Genomic DNA, 17,768 nt, shown 5'->3' on the forward strand with positions numbered 1-17,768 from the left:
CCGGGCTTCCCTGAAGGTGTTCTGCAAGATGCAGCGGTTTAAACAGAGGCGATCAGCATCAGGGCTCGGCGATCATTACGGCACCCGGACGACAATGCTTCTCATCTGTAATTGAGAATCATTCAAACATCCGGTAATGTAGTAGTAAACATAATTTGTACATAAATCACTACAATTATGGCTAAATGTACCTTTACCGATAATCAGATGCGTGTGTGATTCAGGTAAATGAATAAATTGAATTTATTTCCATGCCAAATACTATTTGAGGCATAAATCCCCATCTTTTGCAGGTGAAAAAGAAAACGGATTCAGCCATTCACTACATTTTTTCAACGTTTAACCCAGCAGCAGGAGCAGCATGAAACAGAGCCGGCCAGTTAAAAACAGGGTGGATGTGGTGGCAGAGCGTCTGCGCGCCCGCGAAAAGCAGCTCTCGCCTCGTCTGCTGGCGGTGGCGCGCTATATCGATCAACAGCGTGAAACGGTGCTTGAAAGTACGGCGATGGAGATCGCCGTAGCGAATGCGACCTCTGACGCCACCGTGATCCGTGCCATTCAGGCGCTGGGATTTAGCGGACTGCGCGATCTCAAACAGACGCTCAGGGCCTGGTTTGGTCCCTCACTGACCTCGGAAGATAAGATGATCACCACGGTCAGTGAGGTGACCAGTGATGTGAACAGCGCCATCGACTTCGTACTTGCGGGTCACCGGCACGCCTGTGAGGTGCTGGCGCAGCCGCAGAACCGGGTGGTAGTAGCAGATGCCGTGGCGTTGCTGAGTGAAGCGCGGGAAGTGGCTATTTTTGGCATTAACGCCTCGGGTATTCTGGCGGATTACAGCGTGCGGCTGCTGAACCGCATCGGCCTGCCCGCCTTTTCGCTTAATCGCGCCGGCATTGCGCTGGCAGAACAGATGCTGTCGCTGCAGCGTGGCGACGTGCTGATAATGATGGCGCAGCAGTCGGCGCACCGGGAGGGAACTACCGTGGTGCGTGAAGCGAAACGGCTGGATATCCCGATTATCCTGCTGACTAACGCCACCGACTCGTTTTTCGCGCGTGAGGCAGATGTGGTGATCAATGTGCCCCGTGGGGGTGAGAAGGGGCGCATTCCGCTGCACGGCACGATTATGGTCTGTCTTGAGATGCTAATCCTGTCGGTGGCGTCGACGCTGCCGCAGCGTACCGTTAAGACCATGAAACGACTGCAGGATCTCTATCGCGGGCTGAAACCCGCCAGCAAAAAGTAATCTGCAGGATTGAGCCGTGACCGGAGTTTCCCGGTAAAAACCGGCTCTGCTTTACGTCAAATTTTTCCGCTTTGCGAGCGCGATCGCCTCTTTTCATCAGCCCGTTTACCAGGACGACTACGCTTACAGCGTGCTGCGCCTCCGGGTGCGGCTTTACTTTTTTTCCCTTTACTTTGTTTTGTGCGGAGCTGCTGATGAAACCCCTTCACGCGCAATACCTTTTCTGCTGTGCCACCCTGAGCCTGCTGTCGCCGCTGCCTGCAATGGCATGGAGTGACCTTACCGTCTTTGGTGACAGTCTGAGCGATGGCGGAAACGTAGGACGTTTTACCTATGATGGTGCGACCCATCCGCTCTATGACGAGATCCTGGCGCAGTCGCTGGGTGACATTCTGCGCCCCTCATCCCAGGGCGGTAACAACTATGCCGAGGGCGGTGCCGTCGCAGTGCCCGCGATCAATCCGTTATTTAATACCCAGGATCAGCTTGATCGTTACCTTGCGGCGCGCGACGGACGCGCCGATCCGGACGGACTCTATATTCACTGGATTGGCGGCAATGACTTAGCGGCGGCAGCCCTTGCACCGCTCGCTGCGCAGCAGATCGTGGATAATAGTGCCAGTGCCGCGGCCTCACAGGTCAGCCGGTTGCTGGATGCCGGGGCCGGCACGGTGATTGTGCCGACGGTGCCGAATGTCGGGGCGACGCCCGCGCTGCTTCAGGCGATTCTGCAGGTGCTGGGTCCGGCCGCGCAGCCTGCCACGGCGGCGCTGTTTCAGTCGCTGAGCGCCACCACCACGCCAGATCGTGCCGCCAGAGAACAGGCGATTGAAACCGCGCTTAACGAGGCCGCTGGTCAGGTCTCTTCGATTCCGCTGATCCGCGATGCCCTTGCTCAACAGCTGATTGCCGCCTGGCAGTTGCTGAGTCAGGAGGCGGCGGCGCTCACCGATCGTTACAACCAGGCGGAGGAACAGGGCCTGGTGGCGGCACGCGGTAACATCGCGCGGGTGGATATTAATGGCCTGTTTAATGAGGTGATTGATAACCCGCGCCTGTATGGACTCAGCAACACGGCGGGCATGGCCTGTCCGCCCGGCGTCTCATCCATGGACTGCACCTCCTCGACGCCAGGATTTTCGCAGTCACAGCAATATCTGTTCGCCGACCGGCTGCATCCCAGCCCGGCAGTGCATGCGCTGATCGCCGATTATATTCAGTCAGTACTGAATGCGCCGCTGCAGGTGGCCGCACTGAGTCAGGCACCGTCGATGCTGGTGGGTGATGTGCAGAATACGCTGGATGGCCATCTGCAACAGCAGCGTCAGCAGCCCGCCAGTGCCGGAGAGTTTACGGTTTTCGGCGGCTATGCCGGACAGCAGCGAGATTTCCGCGGCGACAGCCTGCTGGACGGTGATGCCACCAGCGCCACCGGCACCGTGGGTGTGGGCTATCAGCTGACCGATCACTGGCAGGCCGGCGCCATGCTCTCCACCACCTCGCAACGACAGGATCCCTCGTCGCGCTTTGATTACCGTTTACGCGGCAATCTGGTGGCGCTGTGGAGCCAGTTAAATTATCTGGATCGGGGATGGATTAATGCAGATGCCCATTACGCCGATCTTAACTTTGATGATATTGAGCGTAAGGTCAGACTGGGACCGGCGACCCGCACGGAGAAGAGCAGTAGCGACGGCAAGGTGCTGGGAATGCGGGTGCAGACCGGCTGGGATCTACCGCTGGGCCGCTATGTCTCCACCGGCCCGATGGCCAGCTACGCACTCGACTACACCCAGGTTGATGGCTACAGAGAAGAGGGTAACAGCAGTACCTCGATGCGCTTTGGCGACCAGACACTGCATTCGCAAATCGGCTCGGTGGGCTGGCGTATCGACAGCAAAGATTTAGTGATCAATCCCTGGGCGCAGGTCAGTTACAACCATCAGTTCGGCGACAGCGACTCTGCTGTTACCGCCGGACTGAAATCGACCCGCACCGCCTTTACCCGCAGCAGCGGGTCACGGGATGATAGCTGGATCAATATGGCTCTGGGCGCAAGCGTGCCCATTGGCACATCGGTGAACGCGTTTGCCGGCGTTTCAGCGGTGACAGGTAACAGCGACTATCACCGGGTGACATGGAACGTCGGGCTTAACGCCCGTTTTTAAATGTTAAGCGGTATCAAAAGGCCGTGCAGAGATCGTCTGCCGCTGTCTGAAACATTGCGGCAGACGACACTGCGTGTTATTCATTACGCCGGGGCGGCAGAGCGTTAAACTCGCCCTGGCGTACGGTTTTCACGCTTCGATCAGTGCCGCCTGCGCCTCCAGCTCACGAACGCGCGGTATCACTTCGCGGCCAAAGAATTCCACCTCTTCGTGAAAGTGCAGAAACGCCAGCAGCAGCAGATTGACACCGGCCTGCTTAAGTTCGATGATCCGTTCAGCAATCTGCTGGGGTGTGCCAATCAGATTGGTTTTGAAGCCGTCGTTGTACTGCACCAGATCCTCAAACGACGATTTCGCCCAGTTGCCTTCACCTTCGGGTGAAGCACTGCCTGCATTTTTGACCTCATGCTGGAAGCCTTTCACCGCATCCGGGTTGGCTTTGCTGATGATCTCCTGAAGCACCGCCTGCGCCTGCTGTTCACTCTCCCGCGCAATCACAAATCCATTCAGTCCGATTCTGACCTGATGCTGATTGCGTGTCGCTTTTTCACGGATATCCGCGATCTGCAGACGGACGCCGTCCGGCGTATTCCCATTAGTGAAATACCAGTCTGACACCCGGGAAGCCATGTCGCGCGCCGCACGTGAGCTGCCGCCCTGAAAAATTTCCGGTAATGGAGACAACGGCTTGGGTTTCATGGCGTAATCGCGAAAGCGATAAAAATCACCCGCAAAAGTAAAATTCTCTTCGCGCCAGATGCCTTGCAGGCAGCGAATAAACTCTTCAGAACGCAGATAGCGCTCTTCATGATCGAGCCAGGGTTCACCAATCGCTTTGAATTCACCCCGGAACCAGCCGCTGACGATGTTAACGGCGATACGTGGCCCATAGAGATGGCTGATGGTAGCGATCTGCTTTGCCGCTAATACCGGATTCCACGGGCCAGGCAGCAGCGCGGCGATCACTTTTAACTTCGAGGTGTGACTGAGCAGATCCTGTGAGAAGGTGACGGATTCATGCTGATTGTCTGCGCCATACCCGGCAGTAAACCGGATCTGCGTCAGCGCATAATCAAAACCCGCCTGTTCGGCGATCTGCGCCAGTTTACGGTTGTAGCCAGCATCCCAGCGGGTTCGCTGCTCTATCTGACTGATCACCAATCCGCCTGAAACATTCGGAACCCAGTAGGCGAACTGTAAAGGCTGTGAAGCGGACATAGTCTCTCCTTATATAGCTGAATTAATGGGGCGCTCATTTTTTCCAAACTTTCCGATATAAAGGGAAACTAAGCAGTAACCGTGCCATAAAATAAGAAACTGTTTTTAAAAGAGTAAATAGTTTGAGGCGAGCCAGATGTGTTGCAAATGCGGCACGGCTGAGACAAACGGGTTGCCAATGCAGCAGCGATGCCTGAACGGATCGGTGAACGTTGAATGCCTGCCATCACGCTATTGACGGCAACAGGGCGAGAATGTCAGTTATGCGGGACGTGCTGTGATAACGTAGCGACGCGCGACGCGATCACAGCCGGAGGGGAGCATGATAGTCAGACAGGCATCGCCTGAAGAGGCGCATACTTTATGGAACATCCGAAATCAGGCCATTCGTCACGGCTGTGAGCAGGTCTATCCACCCGATGTGATTGCCGCCTGGACGCCAGACCGTATGCCTGCCAGCTTTCCCGCGATGATCCGCGTTAATCCTTTTTTCGTGATTGATGGCCCGGCCGGTGTGCCGGTCGCTACCGGATCGCTGGATCTCGCCGCCGCCAGTGTCGAAGCCATTTTTACGCTGCCCGATTTCACCGGACAGGGAATGGCTGGCCTGATCATTGATACCATTAAAGCGGAGGCACGGCAGCGTGGCTACCGTCAGTTGACCCTTGCATCGACGCCGAACGCCGTGAGCTTCTATGAGCAGCATGGCTTCCGCGCGCTGGGAGAAAGTCTCTATCCGTCAAAGCTGGCGGGCTGCGCGTTGCGCTGTATTGAGATGGCGATTGGGCTATGAATGCCCGCTGCCGCAAGGCTGGCGAAATGGGGCGAAAGTTTACCGTGCAAAGACTTCGCAAGCCCCCGCCGGTAAGGTATAGTCCGCGTTTTTTGGAGGAATCATGCTGACTGGCTCATCAACACGTCTTAATAAATACATCAGCGAGAGCGGTATCTGCTCCCGTCGTGACGCCGATCGTTACATCGAGCAGGGCAACGTTTTCATTAACGGCAAACGCGCCTCTGTGGGCGCGCAGGTATTTGCAGGTGATGTGGTGAAGGTGAATGGTCAGCTGATTGAACCGCGCGATGAAGACGACCTGGTGCTGATTGCCCTGAATAAGCCGGTGGGGATCATCACCACCATGGAAGAGGGCGAGCGCGATAACATCAGCGACTTCGTCAATCACAGCAAGCGCGTCTTTCCGATTGGCCGCCTTGATAAAGACTCTCAGGGCCTGATTTTCCTGACCAACCACGGCGACCTGGTCAACAAAATCCTGCGCGCCGGTAACAATCATGAAAAAGAGTATGTTGTTACCGTCGACAAGCCTATCACCGATGAATTTATTGCCGGGATGAGCGCAGGCGTGCCGATGCTGGGCACGGTGACCAAAAAGTGCAAAGTGAAAAAGGAAGCGCCATTTGTCTTCCGTATTACGCTGGTTCAGGGTCTGAATCGCCAGATCCGTCGCATGTGTAAGCATTTCGGCTTTGAAGTGACGAAGCTTGAGCGCACCCGCATCATGAACGTCAATCTTAAGGGTTTGCCGCTGGGCGAATGGCGCGACCTCACCGACGACGAACTCGTTGAGCTGTTTAAACTGCTCGAGAACTCCTCTTCAGAAGATAAACCCGCGAAGAAAGCCAAAGCTCCGGCTAAAGCAGTTGCCGCTAAGAAACCGCAGAAAAGTGCCGCGAAACCGGCTGAGAAAGCAGATGCGGCTGGCGCCTCGCGCAAGCGCTTTGTCCAGCCTGGACGGAAGAAGAAAGGGCGCTAAACCCAGCCCGATGCAGAGAGCGATATTCTCGCTCTCTGCGCTTTCACGGACGCATCACGGAATAACGCGTGCCGCCCGAAAGCGGGCAAACAGATCGCAGAACATCTCATCCGTCGCGCGATAACCGTGAAAGCCTGCCCGCCGCAGTTTGCTGCCGTCGCCAAACATGTCGTAATTCCAGCCGAAAATAAAATCAGCGAAAGCACCGTCACTGAGTGCCAGAATATCCGCTTCAATTAAGGCATGCTCCTCGGCGATTTGCCGCCACAGCGCACGATAATCCTGAAACATCTGCCGGAATGACAGCGAAACCGGCGGGGCAATCTCCAGTTCAAACCACGCTGCAATCACCGGCCACAGCTCACTCCAGCGCCAGAGGTCACCATTGTTAATATTGAACGCCTGATTACGCGCGTTAGCGCTGCGCGAAGTCCAGAGGGTGGCATCGGCCAGCAGTTCAGCATCGGTAAAATCGACCATGCTGTGCCAGGTTTCCGGCGAACCCGGGAAGCGCAGAGGGAGCCGCGCCGCGCGACAGATCGATGCATAGAGCGCCAGACTCAGCGCCAGATTCATGCTGTTGCCATGCCGATCACTGCCAACGACGCCAGGGCGCGGCGCACTCCAGTGCCAGGCTTTACCCTGCTGGTGTGCGCTCAGCCAGTTCAGCTGTGCGGCGTTGAACTCGGCCCCCGGCACGCCAGGATCGCTTTCCCGCGCCGGGGTTTTGAATCGGCCCAGATGTGCGCCATACACCTTGTATCCCTGCATCAGACTGACATGCTCAAGCGGGGCGACATCCTCCATGACCTGAACCAGATTCTGCAACATGGTGAGATTGGGTCCGACCATCGCCGTCCAGTCAGCAGCATTGAGCCAGGCGCTGTAGAAGATATGCGTAACGTCGGTGAGTGATGCCAGCCGTTGCTGGCTCTGCAGCCGATCGCGCAGATCGACCGCAACAGCCTCTGTGCCGTCTGTAGCAGAACCTGAGCTATGGGTCAGCGCGATTACCTGCCACTGGTCTGCGACCAGCGCCTGAGTCAGTTGCTGACCCACAATTCCACTGGCACCCGCTACCAGCGCAACTTTTTTGCCCTGTGTTGTTTTCATGATCGCTATCCGGTTAAGAAAGAAGCCGCATTCTCACCTGCGTTAAATTCTGATTAAATCCCCGGAACCGGATATCACTTATCAGGAAAATCAATAAATGCAGAACAAACTGACTGCGATTCAGACCTTCATCCGGGTCGCGGAAGCGGGATCGTTTTCGGCGGCGGCCCGGCAAAACGGCATGAAGCAGTCCGCGGTGAGCCAGCAGATTGCCGCGCTGGAGGAGGTGCTGGGCGTGGTACTGCTGCACCGCACCACGCGAAAAATGGCGCTGACGGCGCAGGGGCTCCATTATCTGCAGCAGGTCAGGCAAGTGCTTGGTGCGATGGAGGAACTGGAGCAGCAATTACGGCCCGGCTCGCAGCCGCTTCACGGCAGACTGCATGTTCAGTTGCCGACCGGCATCGGGCAGCGGCTGATGCCGCATCTGATCGCCTTCCAGCAGGCGCATCCCGCGCTGCGTCTGAATATTGCGCTGGAGGATCGCCTGTCTGACCTCGTTGCGGAGGGCGTTGATGTGGCGATCCGTCTCAGCGAGTCGCCACCCGCCATGCTGGCTGCCCGTTCACTCGCCACGGTTGAAACCGTGCTGGTGGCTTCCCCTGAGTGGATAGCGCGCAACGGCACACTGCAGACACCCGATGACCTTATGCGCCATCCACATATACGTTTTAGCGGTATAGCGACTGATGCGCCGCTGCAGCTGGTCTCTGAGAGCATGAGGATTTCTGTTCCGGTGGAAAGTGTGTTTCGGTCTAATAACAGCGATGCCTTGATGCAGGCTCTTGAAGCAGGCCTCGGCATTGGCGGCTTACAGACGCTGCCTGGCGCAGACGCGCTGGCCTCCGGCCGACTGGTGCGGGTGTTACCTGACTGGCGACTGCCCGATCGTTATCTCTATGCCGTGTTCCCGGATGCCCGTTTTATTCCTGATAAGGTCCGTAAGCTGGTCGGGCGGTTGAGTGAGGTGGTGGAGCAGGGAACCAGGAGAAATATCAGTTGATGAGCGCCGACACAAGGGTGCCAGAGGTGGCATCAGGATTATCTATTACTGGACGGACGAACAAGGCCAATTCATCCTGTTTACCATCTACGATAAAGACCAACGCGACGATCTTACGAAGCAGCAGCGTGATGCCCTGGCGACCGCGCTGAATGTGATCAAAAAAGGGTTGAGACATGACTGAATGCGATATTTTCAGTGAACTGATGACGGGTATGCAGGAGCTTAAGGATCATCAGGAGGGCAAAATCACACTTAAACGGCATAAGGTTACTAAGCGTGCTCCTGTCACTATTGCGCCACAGGAGTTGCGCGACGTACGCGAAAAACTCAACCTCTCTCAGGCCGTTTTCGCCCATTATCTCCACACTGGCGAGACGACCTGGCAGAACTGGGAGCAGGGCAGAGCCAGACCTAACGCCCAGGCTGTATTATTAATTCGCATGGTGCAGCAGAACCCTGAAACGCTAAAGACGCTCGCGCAGCTCTGATATGCCCGTCCGGATGGCGGGCAGCACATTCTTTTACGGCTGCGCCCGACATCCGTTACCCCGGCAGGTTAACATAGCCCTCTTTTTCGCCTAATCAGACAGTGCATTTCCCGCCTCAATCGAGATTTTAAAAGGCTCACATTCAGAACAACGACACTTTTCACCCTGATAAGGGCGTGGCAGGATAAGCGCAATCTATCAAGGAGTGTGCCTGATGTTACTGAAAGGTATGAACGATCCGCTGCTGAAAGCGTATCAGCATCCCAAATCACGGATGATGATCAGCCGTTTCAGAGGGCTGGCGGGCGACAGAAGACTCAGTGACTGGCAGGCGTTCTGTATTCTGGTGACCGGCTTTACCAATTACTGGTATGTGCAGGCTGGTCACTACACCATTAATGTCACGCTGACCAAAACCCGTCAGTTCGACTTCCTGCAGGACTTCCTTCATTTCACGGTCACCCTGGATGGATTGATCGGCGATGAACATTTTCGCAGCCCGGACTTTGTACTACCGCATTACGATGTGCCCTATGAATTCTGTCGCTGGCGCAACAAGCGCGGCTATGACGCCTTAACCACCTATGTCAGTAAACAGGGAGTGAAATCCCATAAGGGGATGTTTGTCGCCTCGGAAGGCGTGTCTCCGGAAGAGCAGGTGATGAAATGGGAAGGGGTGGTCAACGTCTACGACAAAACCTTTTTCAGTATGGCTAACTTTAATACCACTCAGGAATTCCTGATTAAAGACATCCGTAAATCCATTCAGGATGGATTAATGAAGCACCTGAGTTTTTACCGCGACCTGTTTCACTATATCTTTCCCACACCGGCAGAGGCTCGGTTGCAGGCGCGTGACGACAGGCGCTATCTGGCGAAAAGATAGCGCCCGGTCATTTTGCTCTCAGTCACTGGCATCCGCACAGAATGATCGCTGAACCCAGCTCACCGTGCCGTTAGCGGACCTCTCTGCAGGTTTACCACTTCATCTCGCCGGTATTCACTTTCGCGCTGAGTTCCAGTGAAGCTGGTTCAGCCAGTTTTGGCCAGGCGGTGTTCATGGCAGCAATCACCGCTGCTGAGGTTTTGTGTTCTGACAGCGCCGCTTCAAAACTCTTCAGATAATTCAGGGTGAAATCCACAGCCTGCGAACCGGCTGGACGCGCACCCAGATAGTGGCCCGGAATAACGTTTTTCGCGTTGAGCGACTGCATCTCTGTGAGGATATGACGCCACTCACTGCGGCTCTTAACGGTCTGAGTGTCAGCCGTCCAGACGTGGATGCCAGAGGAAAGAGCCGTACCGCCCAGAATGGTGCTCACTGAGGGGATCCAGATGTATGCAGCATATTGATCAGGATGACGCAGTTCCAGCGCCTCGCCATCCACGCTGAAGCGGGTCTGATGCGTAACTTCTGGCACAAAGACCTTATCCGGTGCGTCCTGTTTCATCTGAGGGCCCCAGTATTTCAGCTTGGCGTCATGTGTCTGCTGGATATGCTTCACTACGGCAGGTGCGGCAACGACCTTGACGTCCGGCCAGGCTTTAACAATCGGCTCCAGACCGAAGTAGAAATCGGGATCGCCAGAAGTGATCACAATCTCTTTCAGCTTTTTACCGCTCTTTTTTATCATCTCCACCAGTTTCTCACCATCCTGGGTGCTGAACTGGGCATCAAACAGAATCGCTTCGGTTGGCCCGGAGACCAGGGTTGAGGAGACGGCAAAAATCCCCTTTTCCTGCGGATTATAGGTTTCCAGTTGCAGCGTGGCCGCGCTGGCAGAGGCCGAAGCCAGAACGAGCATCACAGGTAACAGAATCGTTTTCATGAATATTCCTCAGAGATAAATGCCCGACTCAGGCAGGTGTATCGGGCGATGTTCAGAATCAGTAGCGCTATTCTACCCATCTGGCTATCTGTTAGAATTCCCGCAATCAGAGATGCTGAGTTTCATAATCCGAACAGGTGAGCGGGATGGACAGAGTGACGGCAGCTGCCGTTTTTAACCGGATATGTGAGCTGGGCAGCCTGAGTGCTGCTTCTCGTGCGCTGGGGATCTCACGGCCGATGGTCAGCCGTTATCTGGAAGAGATGGAAAAGTGGGCGGGAACGCGTCTGCTGCATCGCTCGTCGCGCCGGCTGACCCTGACGCCTGCCGGTGAGGCGATTCTGCAAAAGACCCGCCAGCTGGCCCTGCTGTCAGATGCGATCCAGCAGGAAACCACCCAGGGTGTTCCGGCCGGAACGTTACGCATCGCCTGTGCCCATTTTACGGCGCTTCATCTTGTCGGCCCGGTCGTGCCCGATTTTCTTGCCCGTTATCCGGCACTGCGCATTGAACTGGATATTAACAATCAGCCGGTAAGCCTGATCAGCGAGCGCATCGATCTCGCCATCCGTATCACCGATGCGCCAGAGCCGGGGGCAATCGCACGCCGTCTCGGTGAATGTCACTCGGTACTCTGCGCCTCACCCGGCTATCTGCAGAAGCGAGGCATCCCGCAAACGCCTGGCGATCTGGCGCAGCACAACTGCCTCTACTACAGTCGTTTTGCCGGACAGAGCTGGCATTTCACGGCGGCTGATGGCGGCAAAATCGCTGTCGCCGTTAAAGGAAATTTCAGTGCGGGCATCTCGTCACTGCTATGTGACGCAGCGATTGCAGATTGCGGGATAGCGATGGTGCCTGAACGGGAGGCACGCCATGCGCTTAAAGCGGGAAAGCTGGTGGAATTATTGCCTGATTATGAGCCGCAGCGCATTGGCATCTGGGGGCTTTACCTGTCGCGCGAGCATCAGTCTGCTGCGCTGCGTCTGATGCTGGATGAGCTGCAGAACAGTATGCGAGCCGGAGATGAGCCGCGATCGTAACTGACAAAAATGGACGCTTTATGGATGAGAATCAAAACCTGTACTGGAATAGCATGGTGCCAGAACTTACCGTCACTGACTTTGCCGCGTCGCTGCGTTTTTACACGGTGGTGCTGGGCTTTGAGGTGAGGATCCAGCGTCAGCAGCCTGACTTTGCTTACCTCTGCTATGGCCAGGCGCAATTGATGATTGAGCAGTTCCATCCGCAGGGCTGGAATACCGCCGATCTGCGCTGGCCGCTGGGGCGGGGCATTAATTTCCAGATTGAGGTCGACGACATCGAACCGGTGCTGGCGCGCTTACAGCAGCACGCCGTTCCGCTCTATCGGGCGCTACGGGATAACCATTACGACACTGGCGGGACAACCGCCTGCCAGCGGGAGTTTCTGGTACAGGATCCGGACGGCTATCTGCTGCGCTTTAGTCAGTATCTGGAATAAACTGAATAGTTGTTTGTAAAAATTTACAATTCCGGGGCTGACGTTAATAAATTAACTTAACAGTCCTTTTTTATTTTATCTGGTCGAAAAAAATTCTTTAAAAATAATAAGTATGAGGTCTTTTAAAAAGGCTGCCACCCCTTCTGCATTAATGGTTTCCGTAATACTTGATGAGTCGCCAGGATGAATCTCACACGAAAAGAAAGAGAGACTTGTGATACCGCTGGCTTACCGGTTTCGTGATTTTTTATCGATGTGATCAGAACACTGAAAAAATTAAGTGAAAAGCACGCATTACACTACACTCATTTTAACTGGCAGGATTGGGATAATTCTTAACAGCACCTTCTTAATGGATTTCATTGGGCCAGACGGCTGAATATTTACATTCATTCTCTCATTAAGTACTTAATCTTTGAGTCTGTGAGCCGATAACAGGAGATACATACTCTGGAGGACGAAAAATGAAATCACTTTTAATTACCTGCTTTACCACGCTGCTGATTACCCTGGCCGGTCCAGCGAGCGCAGATTCAAATTCAGGCACGATCTCCTTCAGTGGAGCCATCACCAATGGTTCATGCAATATGAATATCGGTCAGAATCCTGTCGTTTTTGACTGCTTTGATCCCGCCCGTGGCAAGTCTGTTGTTACTACTGCTGACATGATGAACCCCCAGTCATTGAACGGCTTGCCCATGGTAGTAAAGATGCACTGGTTTAATCCTGAGAAAAGCAAAGGGATTATTGAAGTCAGCTATCTGTAATACTCACCACTGATTTTACTGTTGACCTGATAACGTAAGCGCAATCTTTGGTTAGTAACGATTATGCTGAAAGTAAATTATAAATCCATATCTTAAAGGGGGTTGTTAACTCCTGTATCGGTCAGCGGACAGATAAACAGAAAGCCCACCTTTATTACTGAGGGTGGGCTTTTTGAGTTTATGGAATGTATCAGAGAATCACGAAGGGTCAGAAGAGCGCTGAGTAAAGTACTTCGTGCTCTGACGCTTCTCCTTTTTACGACGCAGAACCAGACTGGTGGTAATAATCAGCAGCGTTAAACCGCCGGTTGCCAGTAATTCAGCCTGATGTTTCGCATCAAACAACATGATGATCAGTACGGTCGTAATAAACAGAATCGTCACCCACGTCAGGCCAGGGAATAACCACATCCGGTAATTCAGGACTTCACCCGCCTTTTCACGCTTCTTACGCAGCACCAGATGCGATACGGCAATCACCAGATAGACCAGCAGCGCAATCGCCCCCGAGGTCGCCAGTAAAAATTCAAACACCACGCTTGGCGCAAGATAGTTGGCGATCACCGCCAGAAACGCAGCCGCTGTAGAAAGCAGCACTGCAACCCACGGTGTGCCGCTGCGATTAGTGCGTGAAGCCGAAGCAGGCGCATCTTTACGGCGTGACAGGGAGTAGAGCATGCGCGATGAGGTATAGAGTGCAGAGTTAAGACAGCTGCACACCGCCATCAGCACCACCAGGTCGACAATCAGCCGGGCATGCGGGATGTTCATCGCCGTCAGCACCGTCTGCCATGAGCCCTGTTCGACCAGGCCTGGTGTATTCCACGGCACCAGCGCCACCACAAAGAAAATCGACAGCAGATAAAACAGTGCAATGCGCCAGATGACCGAGTTAGTTGCCTGGGTAATCTGCTTGCCAGGGTTTTTGGACTCGGCAGCGGCAATGGTGACGATTTCGGTACCCATAAAAGAGAACATCGTGGTCAGGATGGCCGCAACAACCGCACCCATCCCGTTCGGCATAAACCCGTGCGTGTCATAAAGATGCGACAGGCCACTGGTGTTGCTGTCAGGCAGCAGACCCAATACTGCCGCACCCGCCACACCCAGGAACAGGATGATGGCCACGACCTTGATCAGCGCAAACCAGAACTCAAATTCACCATAATTTTTAACGCTGAGCAGGTTGGTAATGGTCAGCAGTAACGTGATGGCAAAGGTATATTGCCAGATGGCGACCTCAGGGAACCAGGCGTGCAGAATAGTGCCTGCTGCATTGGCTTCCAGTGGGATCACCAGCACCCAGAACCACCAGTAGAGCCAGCCGATGGTAAAACCGGCCCAGCGGCCCAGCGCTTTATCCGCATAGGTTGAGAATGAGCCAGAATCGGGTGAAGCGACGGCCATCTCGGCCAGCATCCGCATAATCAGCACGACCAGCGCACCGGCAGCCGCATAAGAGATCAGCACCGCAGGACCGGCTTCAGAAATCGCGTGGCCGGAGCCGACAAACAGCCCTGCGCCAATCACACCCGCAATTGAGAGCATGCGCACGTGGCGCGGTTTCAGGTTTTGAGCCAGCGAATCTTCATTATTCGCACTCTGAGTCATCGTCATGTAAACGTCTCCAGGCGGCGTCCGGCCTGTGTGGCCGGACGAACGGGGATTAACTTGGGTTAACGCGCCAGCGAAATCAGGCTGGGACGACGGGGTTTCCGACAGATGCGACACAGTGATCGATCACCGTGGAGAGAATGGTCAGCGCCTGGCTGAACTGGGCATCAGGAATAGTGAGCGGGTAGAGGAAGCGGATAACGTTGCCTTTGGCGCCGCAGGTCAGCAGCAGCAGACCCTGTTCCATCGCCATCTTCTGAACCGCCTGCGCGGTGCTGGCCTGATAGAACTCCATCGCCACCATCGAACCCAGCGCACGCACGTCGGCAATGTCCGGATGCTTGCGCTGATGCTCCTGCAGTTCTGCCTCAAGCCGGGCACCGAGATCAACCGCGCGCTGGCAGAGTTGTTCCTCTTCAATCACATCCAGCACCGCATGAGCCGAGGCAATAGCCAGCGGGTTGCCCGCGTAGGTTCCGCCCAGACCACCCGGTGCCGGGGCATCCATCACCTCAGCGCGGCTGGCGACCGCAGAGAGCGGCATTCCGCCTGCCAGGCTTTTCGCCATAGTGATGATATCGGCCTTCACCGGATAGTGCTCCATGGCGAACAGCTTGCCAGTACGGGCAAATCCGCTCTGGACCTCATCCGCAATCAACAGAATGCCGTGGCGGTCAGCCAGCTCACGTAGCTGCACCATAAATTCTGCGGGTGCAGCATGGAATCCGCCTTCACCCTGTACCGGCTCCAGCACGATTGCGGCAACATCATGCGGTGCAATGTCCTGAGTGAAAATCTCGTCAAGGCTGGTCAGAGCGGCTTCAACGCTGATGCCCTGAACTGCGCTGGGATAACGTGCATGGAAAACTGACGGCGGCATCGGGCCGAAATCCCGCTTGTAAGGTGCCACTTTGCCGGTCATTGCCATCGTCATAAAGGTGCGGCCATGGAACGCGTTACCAAAGGTGATGATGCCGTGACGGCGGGTATAGGCACGCGCCACTTTGACCGCATTTTCCACTGCTTCCGCGCCGGTCGTGAAGAAGGCCGTTTTGGCCGGACCGGCGATGGGCACCCGCTGATTAATGCGCTCAGCCAGGGCGATGTAGCTTTCGTAGGGGGTGATCTGGAAGGCAGTATGGGTAAACTTTGTTAACTGATCGGCAATGGCCTGTTCGATACGTGGATGACGGTGGCCGGTGTTCAGCACCGCGATGCCGCCAGCGAAATCGATCCAGCTGTTACCGGCCTGATCCCATAAGGTGGCGTTTTCTGCCCGGGCAACGTACCAGTCGCACAGCGTACCGATGCCTTTAGGGAGAGCCTGTGCTTTGCGCTGCTGCATCAGGTTATTATTTTCGCTCATTTCATCCACCTCGTTAATATGCGTGTTTACAATTCCCGACAAACACGTTTATTTATGCCTGAGGCGTGGTGAGTTGCCAGAGCCAATTGTCAGAGGAAAGGTGGAGCCAATTGCGACTCTTGTACGCAGATCATCTATTAGCACGGTTGCAGTTTTTAAGAACCGGCTCATTACACCAGCGGCTGCTGAATTGTATGCAAGCCGCAATCGCTGAAGAGGTGTTTCCGCGCGGAAGCCGTTTGCCGCCGACCCGCGATCTGGCGCGCGAACTCGGCGTGTCGCGAAACACGGTAATGCATGTCTATGAAAGTCTGATGGCACAGGGGTATGTTACCGCACGCACCGGCAGCGGCACCTGGATTGCCGAAACGTTGCCGGAGAATTCTCTGCAAAGTGATGCGATTGCCGATTTGCAGGCGGTGAAGGCGCAACGACCGGCGACGCTGTCGAAGCGGGGTGCCAGTTTGCTGGGCCATGCCACCGCCTCGCCCTGGCAGTGGGGCGCATTTGTGCCCGGCGCGCCCGATGTCACCGAATTTCCTCACAAGCTGTTCAGCCAGATTCAGGCGCGGCTGAACCGTGAACCTGACGTACATCGCCTGGTCTACAGCAGCGGCGGCGGCTGTCCCGACCTTCGCCATGCGCTGGTGGACTATCTGCGGGTAGCTCGCTCAGTCAGAGCCGATGCTGACCAGATCCTGATTACCGAAGGGGTCCATCAGGCGGTTGATCTGGTGACGCGGGTGTTATGTGATCCCGGCGATCGGGTCTGGATGGAGGAGCCGGGCTACTGGGGAACACGTAATCTGCTGCGCATGAATGGTCTGAAGATTCGCGCGATGCCGGTGGATGAGCAGGGCCTGGTACCGGACAGCGGTCCGGCCCCTAAAATGGTGTTTGTAACGCCTTCTCATCAGTATCCGCTGGGGGTGCACCTGAGCCTGGCGCGTCGTCAGGCCTTGATCGCCCTGGCTCGCCGTCATCAGAGCTGGATTGTTGAAGATGACTACGACAGCGAATTTCGCTTTTCCGGTCAGCCTCATCCCTCACTGCAGGGACTGGAAGCTGATGCACCGGTCATCTACATGGGAACATTCAGTAAAACACTCTATCCCGCCCTGCGTATTGGCTACATGGTGGTGCCGAAACCGCTGGCACAGCCGTTGCGCATTGCGGCGGCGGAACTCTATCGCGGTGGACATCTGCTGATTCAGCGGGCGCTGGCGGAGTTCATCCGGCTGGGTCATTACATGGAGCATATCCGCCGGATGCGCCTGCTTTATCGTCAGCGGCGACAGTTCCTCTGCAAGCTGATTGAACGCTATCTGGGGCCGGCCTTTTTGCCGGCATTCAACCATGACGCGGGACTGCATCTGGTGATGCCGCTGCCTGCGGGTGTGGATGACGTGGCGATAGCCGCTGAAGCACTGAAGCGCGGAGTTAAAGTGCGGCCGCTTTCGCAATACTATATGCATCCGCAGGAGGCGCGTGGATTGCTGCTGGGATATGCCTGCGTCAATGAGCGGCAATGTCAGGACGCCTTTGGCACACTCAAAGCCTGTCTTATGTCTGCAGGGATGGTCTTTTGTCCGCCGCGTTAGCGGTTCATGGGTTTTAAAAGGCAGCAGTTTCAGGGCTGGAGCTGAGTTAACGCATTGACATTTCATCAGCGTCACCGAGAATACAGCT

Annotated in this window: 17 protein-coding genes; 11 read left to right on the forward strand and 6 right to left on the reverse strand. The window is 55.4% G+C overall.

The window, feature by feature from the left end; translation table 11 throughout:
- Window positions 1-361 precede the first annotated feature (361 nt).
- Window positions 362-1,252 (forward strand): MurR/RpiR family transcriptional regulator, encoded by an 891-nt coding sequence (locus AC6I8E_RS18910; protein ID WP_497824846.1) that lies wholly within the window; start codon window positions 362-364, stop codon window positions 1,250-1,252.
- Window positions 1,253-1,446: 194 nt separating this feature from the next.
- Window positions 1,447-3,420, forward strand: coding sequence for an autotransporter outer membrane beta-barrel domain-containing protein (locus tag AC6I8E_RS18915; protein WP_497824847.1), 1,974 nt, complete (start codon window positions 1,447-1,449; stop codon window positions 3,418-3,420).
- Window positions 3,421-3,549: 129 nt separating this feature from the next.
- Here the strand turns inward: AC6I8E_RS18915 and sfnG are convergent, their stop codons facing one another.
- Window positions 3,550-4,638 carry a dimethylsulfone monooxygenase SfnG gene (gene sfnG, locus AC6I8E_RS18920; protein WP_497824848.1) on the reverse strand — a complete coding sequence of 363 codons (1,089 nt, stop codon included), beginning with the start codon at window positions 4,636-4,638 and terminating at the stop codon, window positions 3,550-3,552.
- A gap of 322 nt (window positions 4,639-4,960) precedes the next feature.
- Between sfnG and AC6I8E_RS18925 the strand changes: the two genes are divergently transcribed.
- On the forward strand, window positions 4,961-5,431 hold the full coding sequence (locus tag AC6I8E_RS18925; protein WP_013196436.1) for a GNAT family N-acetyltransferase: 471 nt from the start codon (window positions 4,961-4,963) through the stop codon (window positions 5,429-5,431).
- A gap of 103 nt (window positions 5,432-5,534) precedes the next feature.
- On the forward strand, window positions 5,535-6,413 hold the full coding sequence (gene rluF, locus AC6I8E_RS18930) for a 23S rRNA pseudouridine(2604) synthase RluF (RefSeq protein WP_013196435.1): 879 nt from the start codon (window positions 5,535-5,537) through the stop codon (window positions 6,411-6,413).
- A 54-nt stretch (window positions 6,414-6,467) separates the two neighbouring features.
- Here rluF and AC6I8E_RS18935 read toward each other — a convergent pair whose 3' ends face one another.
- Window positions 6,468-7,526: an SDR family oxidoreductase gene (locus tag AC6I8E_RS18935; protein ID WP_497824849.1), complete on the reverse strand. Its 1,059-nt coding sequence runs from the start codon at window positions 7,524-7,526 to the stop codon at window positions 6,468-6,470.
- Between the two features lie 97 nt (window positions 7,527-7,623).
- Here AC6I8E_RS18935 and AC6I8E_RS18940 point away from each other — a divergent pair, with 97 nt between their 5' ends.
- The gene (locus AC6I8E_RS18940; RefSeq protein ID WP_013196433.1) at window positions 7,624-8,529 is read left to right on the forward strand and encodes a LysR family transcriptional regulator; all 906 of its coding nucleotides are present in this window, start codon (window positions 7,624-7,626) and stop codon (window positions 8,527-8,529) included.
- On the opposite strand, the gene AC6I8E_RS18945 is transcribed toward AC6I8E_RS18940, so the two are convergent.
- Window positions 8,522-8,707 carry a hypothetical protein gene (locus AC6I8E_RS18945; protein WP_041456533.1) on the reverse strand — a complete coding sequence of 62 codons (186 nt, stop codon included), beginning with the start codon at window positions 8,705-8,707 and terminating at the stop codon, window positions 8,522-8,524. The two genes, AC6I8E_RS18940 and AC6I8E_RS18945, sit on opposite strands and share 8 nt — an antisense overlap.
- Between AC6I8E_RS18945 and AC6I8E_RS18950 the strand changes: the two genes are divergently transcribed.
- Window positions 8,706-9,020, forward strand: a complete 315-nt coding sequence (locus AC6I8E_RS18950) for a helix-turn-helix domain-containing protein (protein WP_013196432.1) — start codon at window positions 8,706-8,708, stop codon at window positions 9,018-9,020. The two genes, AC6I8E_RS18945 and AC6I8E_RS18950, sit on opposite strands and share 2 nt — an antisense overlap.
- Before the next feature lie 214 nt (window positions 9,021-9,234).
- Complete coding sequence (locus tag AC6I8E_RS18955) at window positions 9,235-9,906, forward strand: hypothetical protein (RefSeq protein ID WP_013196431.1); 672 nt, start codon at window positions 9,235-9,237, stop codon at window positions 9,904-9,906.
- 91 nt (window positions 9,907-9,997) lie between these two features.
- Here AC6I8E_RS18955 and AC6I8E_RS18960 read toward each other — a convergent pair whose 3' ends face one another.
- Complete coding sequence (locus tag AC6I8E_RS18960) at window positions 9,998-10,849, reverse strand: Vmh family MBL fold metallo-hydrolase (RefSeq protein WP_497824850.1); 852 nt, start codon at window positions 10,847-10,849, stop codon at window positions 9,998-10,000.
- A gap of 146 nt (window positions 10,850-10,995) precedes the next feature.
- Between AC6I8E_RS18960 and AC6I8E_RS18965 the strand changes: the two genes are divergently transcribed.
- The 3 genes from AC6I8E_RS18965 to AC6I8E_RS18975 all read left to right on the forward strand — a co-directional run bounded on the left by AC6I8E_RS18965 (window position 10,996) and on the right by AC6I8E_RS18975 (window position 13,099).
- Window positions 10,996-11,892 (forward strand): LysR family transcriptional regulator, encoded by an 897-nt coding sequence (locus tag AC6I8E_RS18965; protein ID WP_110332142.1) that lies wholly within the window; start codon window positions 10,996-10,998, stop codon window positions 11,890-11,892.
- Between the two features lie 20 nt (window positions 11,893-11,912).
- Window positions 11,913-12,332: a bleomycin resistance protein gene (locus AC6I8E_RS18970; protein ID WP_312216069.1), complete on the forward strand. Its 420-nt coding sequence runs from the start codon at window positions 11,913-11,915 to the stop codon at window positions 12,330-12,332.
- A 464-nt stretch (window positions 12,333-12,796) separates the two neighbouring features.
- Entirely contained in the window at window positions 12,797-13,099 is a 303-nt protein-coding gene (locus AC6I8E_RS18975) for a YmdA family protein (protein ID WP_013196427.1), read from the forward strand.
- A 198-nt stretch (window positions 13,100-13,297) separates the two neighbouring features.
- Here the strand turns inward: AC6I8E_RS18975 and gabP are convergent, their stop codons facing one another.
- Together gabP and gabT are read right to left on the reverse strand one after the other, a co-directional pair.
- Complete coding sequence (gabP, locus tag AC6I8E_RS18980; RefSeq protein WP_013196426.1) at window positions 13,298-14,716, reverse strand: GABA permease; 1,419 nt, start codon at window positions 14,714-14,716, stop codon at window positions 13,298-13,300.
- A gap of 76 nt (window positions 14,717-14,792) precedes the next feature.
- Entirely contained in the window at window positions 14,793-16,079 is a 1,287-nt protein-coding gene (gene gabT, locus AC6I8E_RS18985; protein ID WP_497824851.1) for a 4-aminobutyrate--2-oxoglutarate transaminase, read from the reverse strand.
- A 110-nt stretch (window positions 16,080-16,189) separates the two neighbouring features.
- On the opposite strand from gabT, the gene pdxR reads away from it, so the two are divergent.
- Window positions 16,190-17,680 carry a MocR-like pyridoxine biosynthesis transcription factor PdxR gene (gene pdxR, locus AC6I8E_RS18990; protein ID WP_497824852.1) on the forward strand — a complete coding sequence of 497 codons (1,491 nt, stop codon included), beginning with the start codon at window positions 16,190-16,192 and terminating at the stop codon, window positions 17,678-17,680.
- Window positions 17,681-17,768: the final 88 nt, after the last annotated feature.

The organism is Pantoea sp. X-Soil-YNGN-785 (assembly GCF_059730585.1).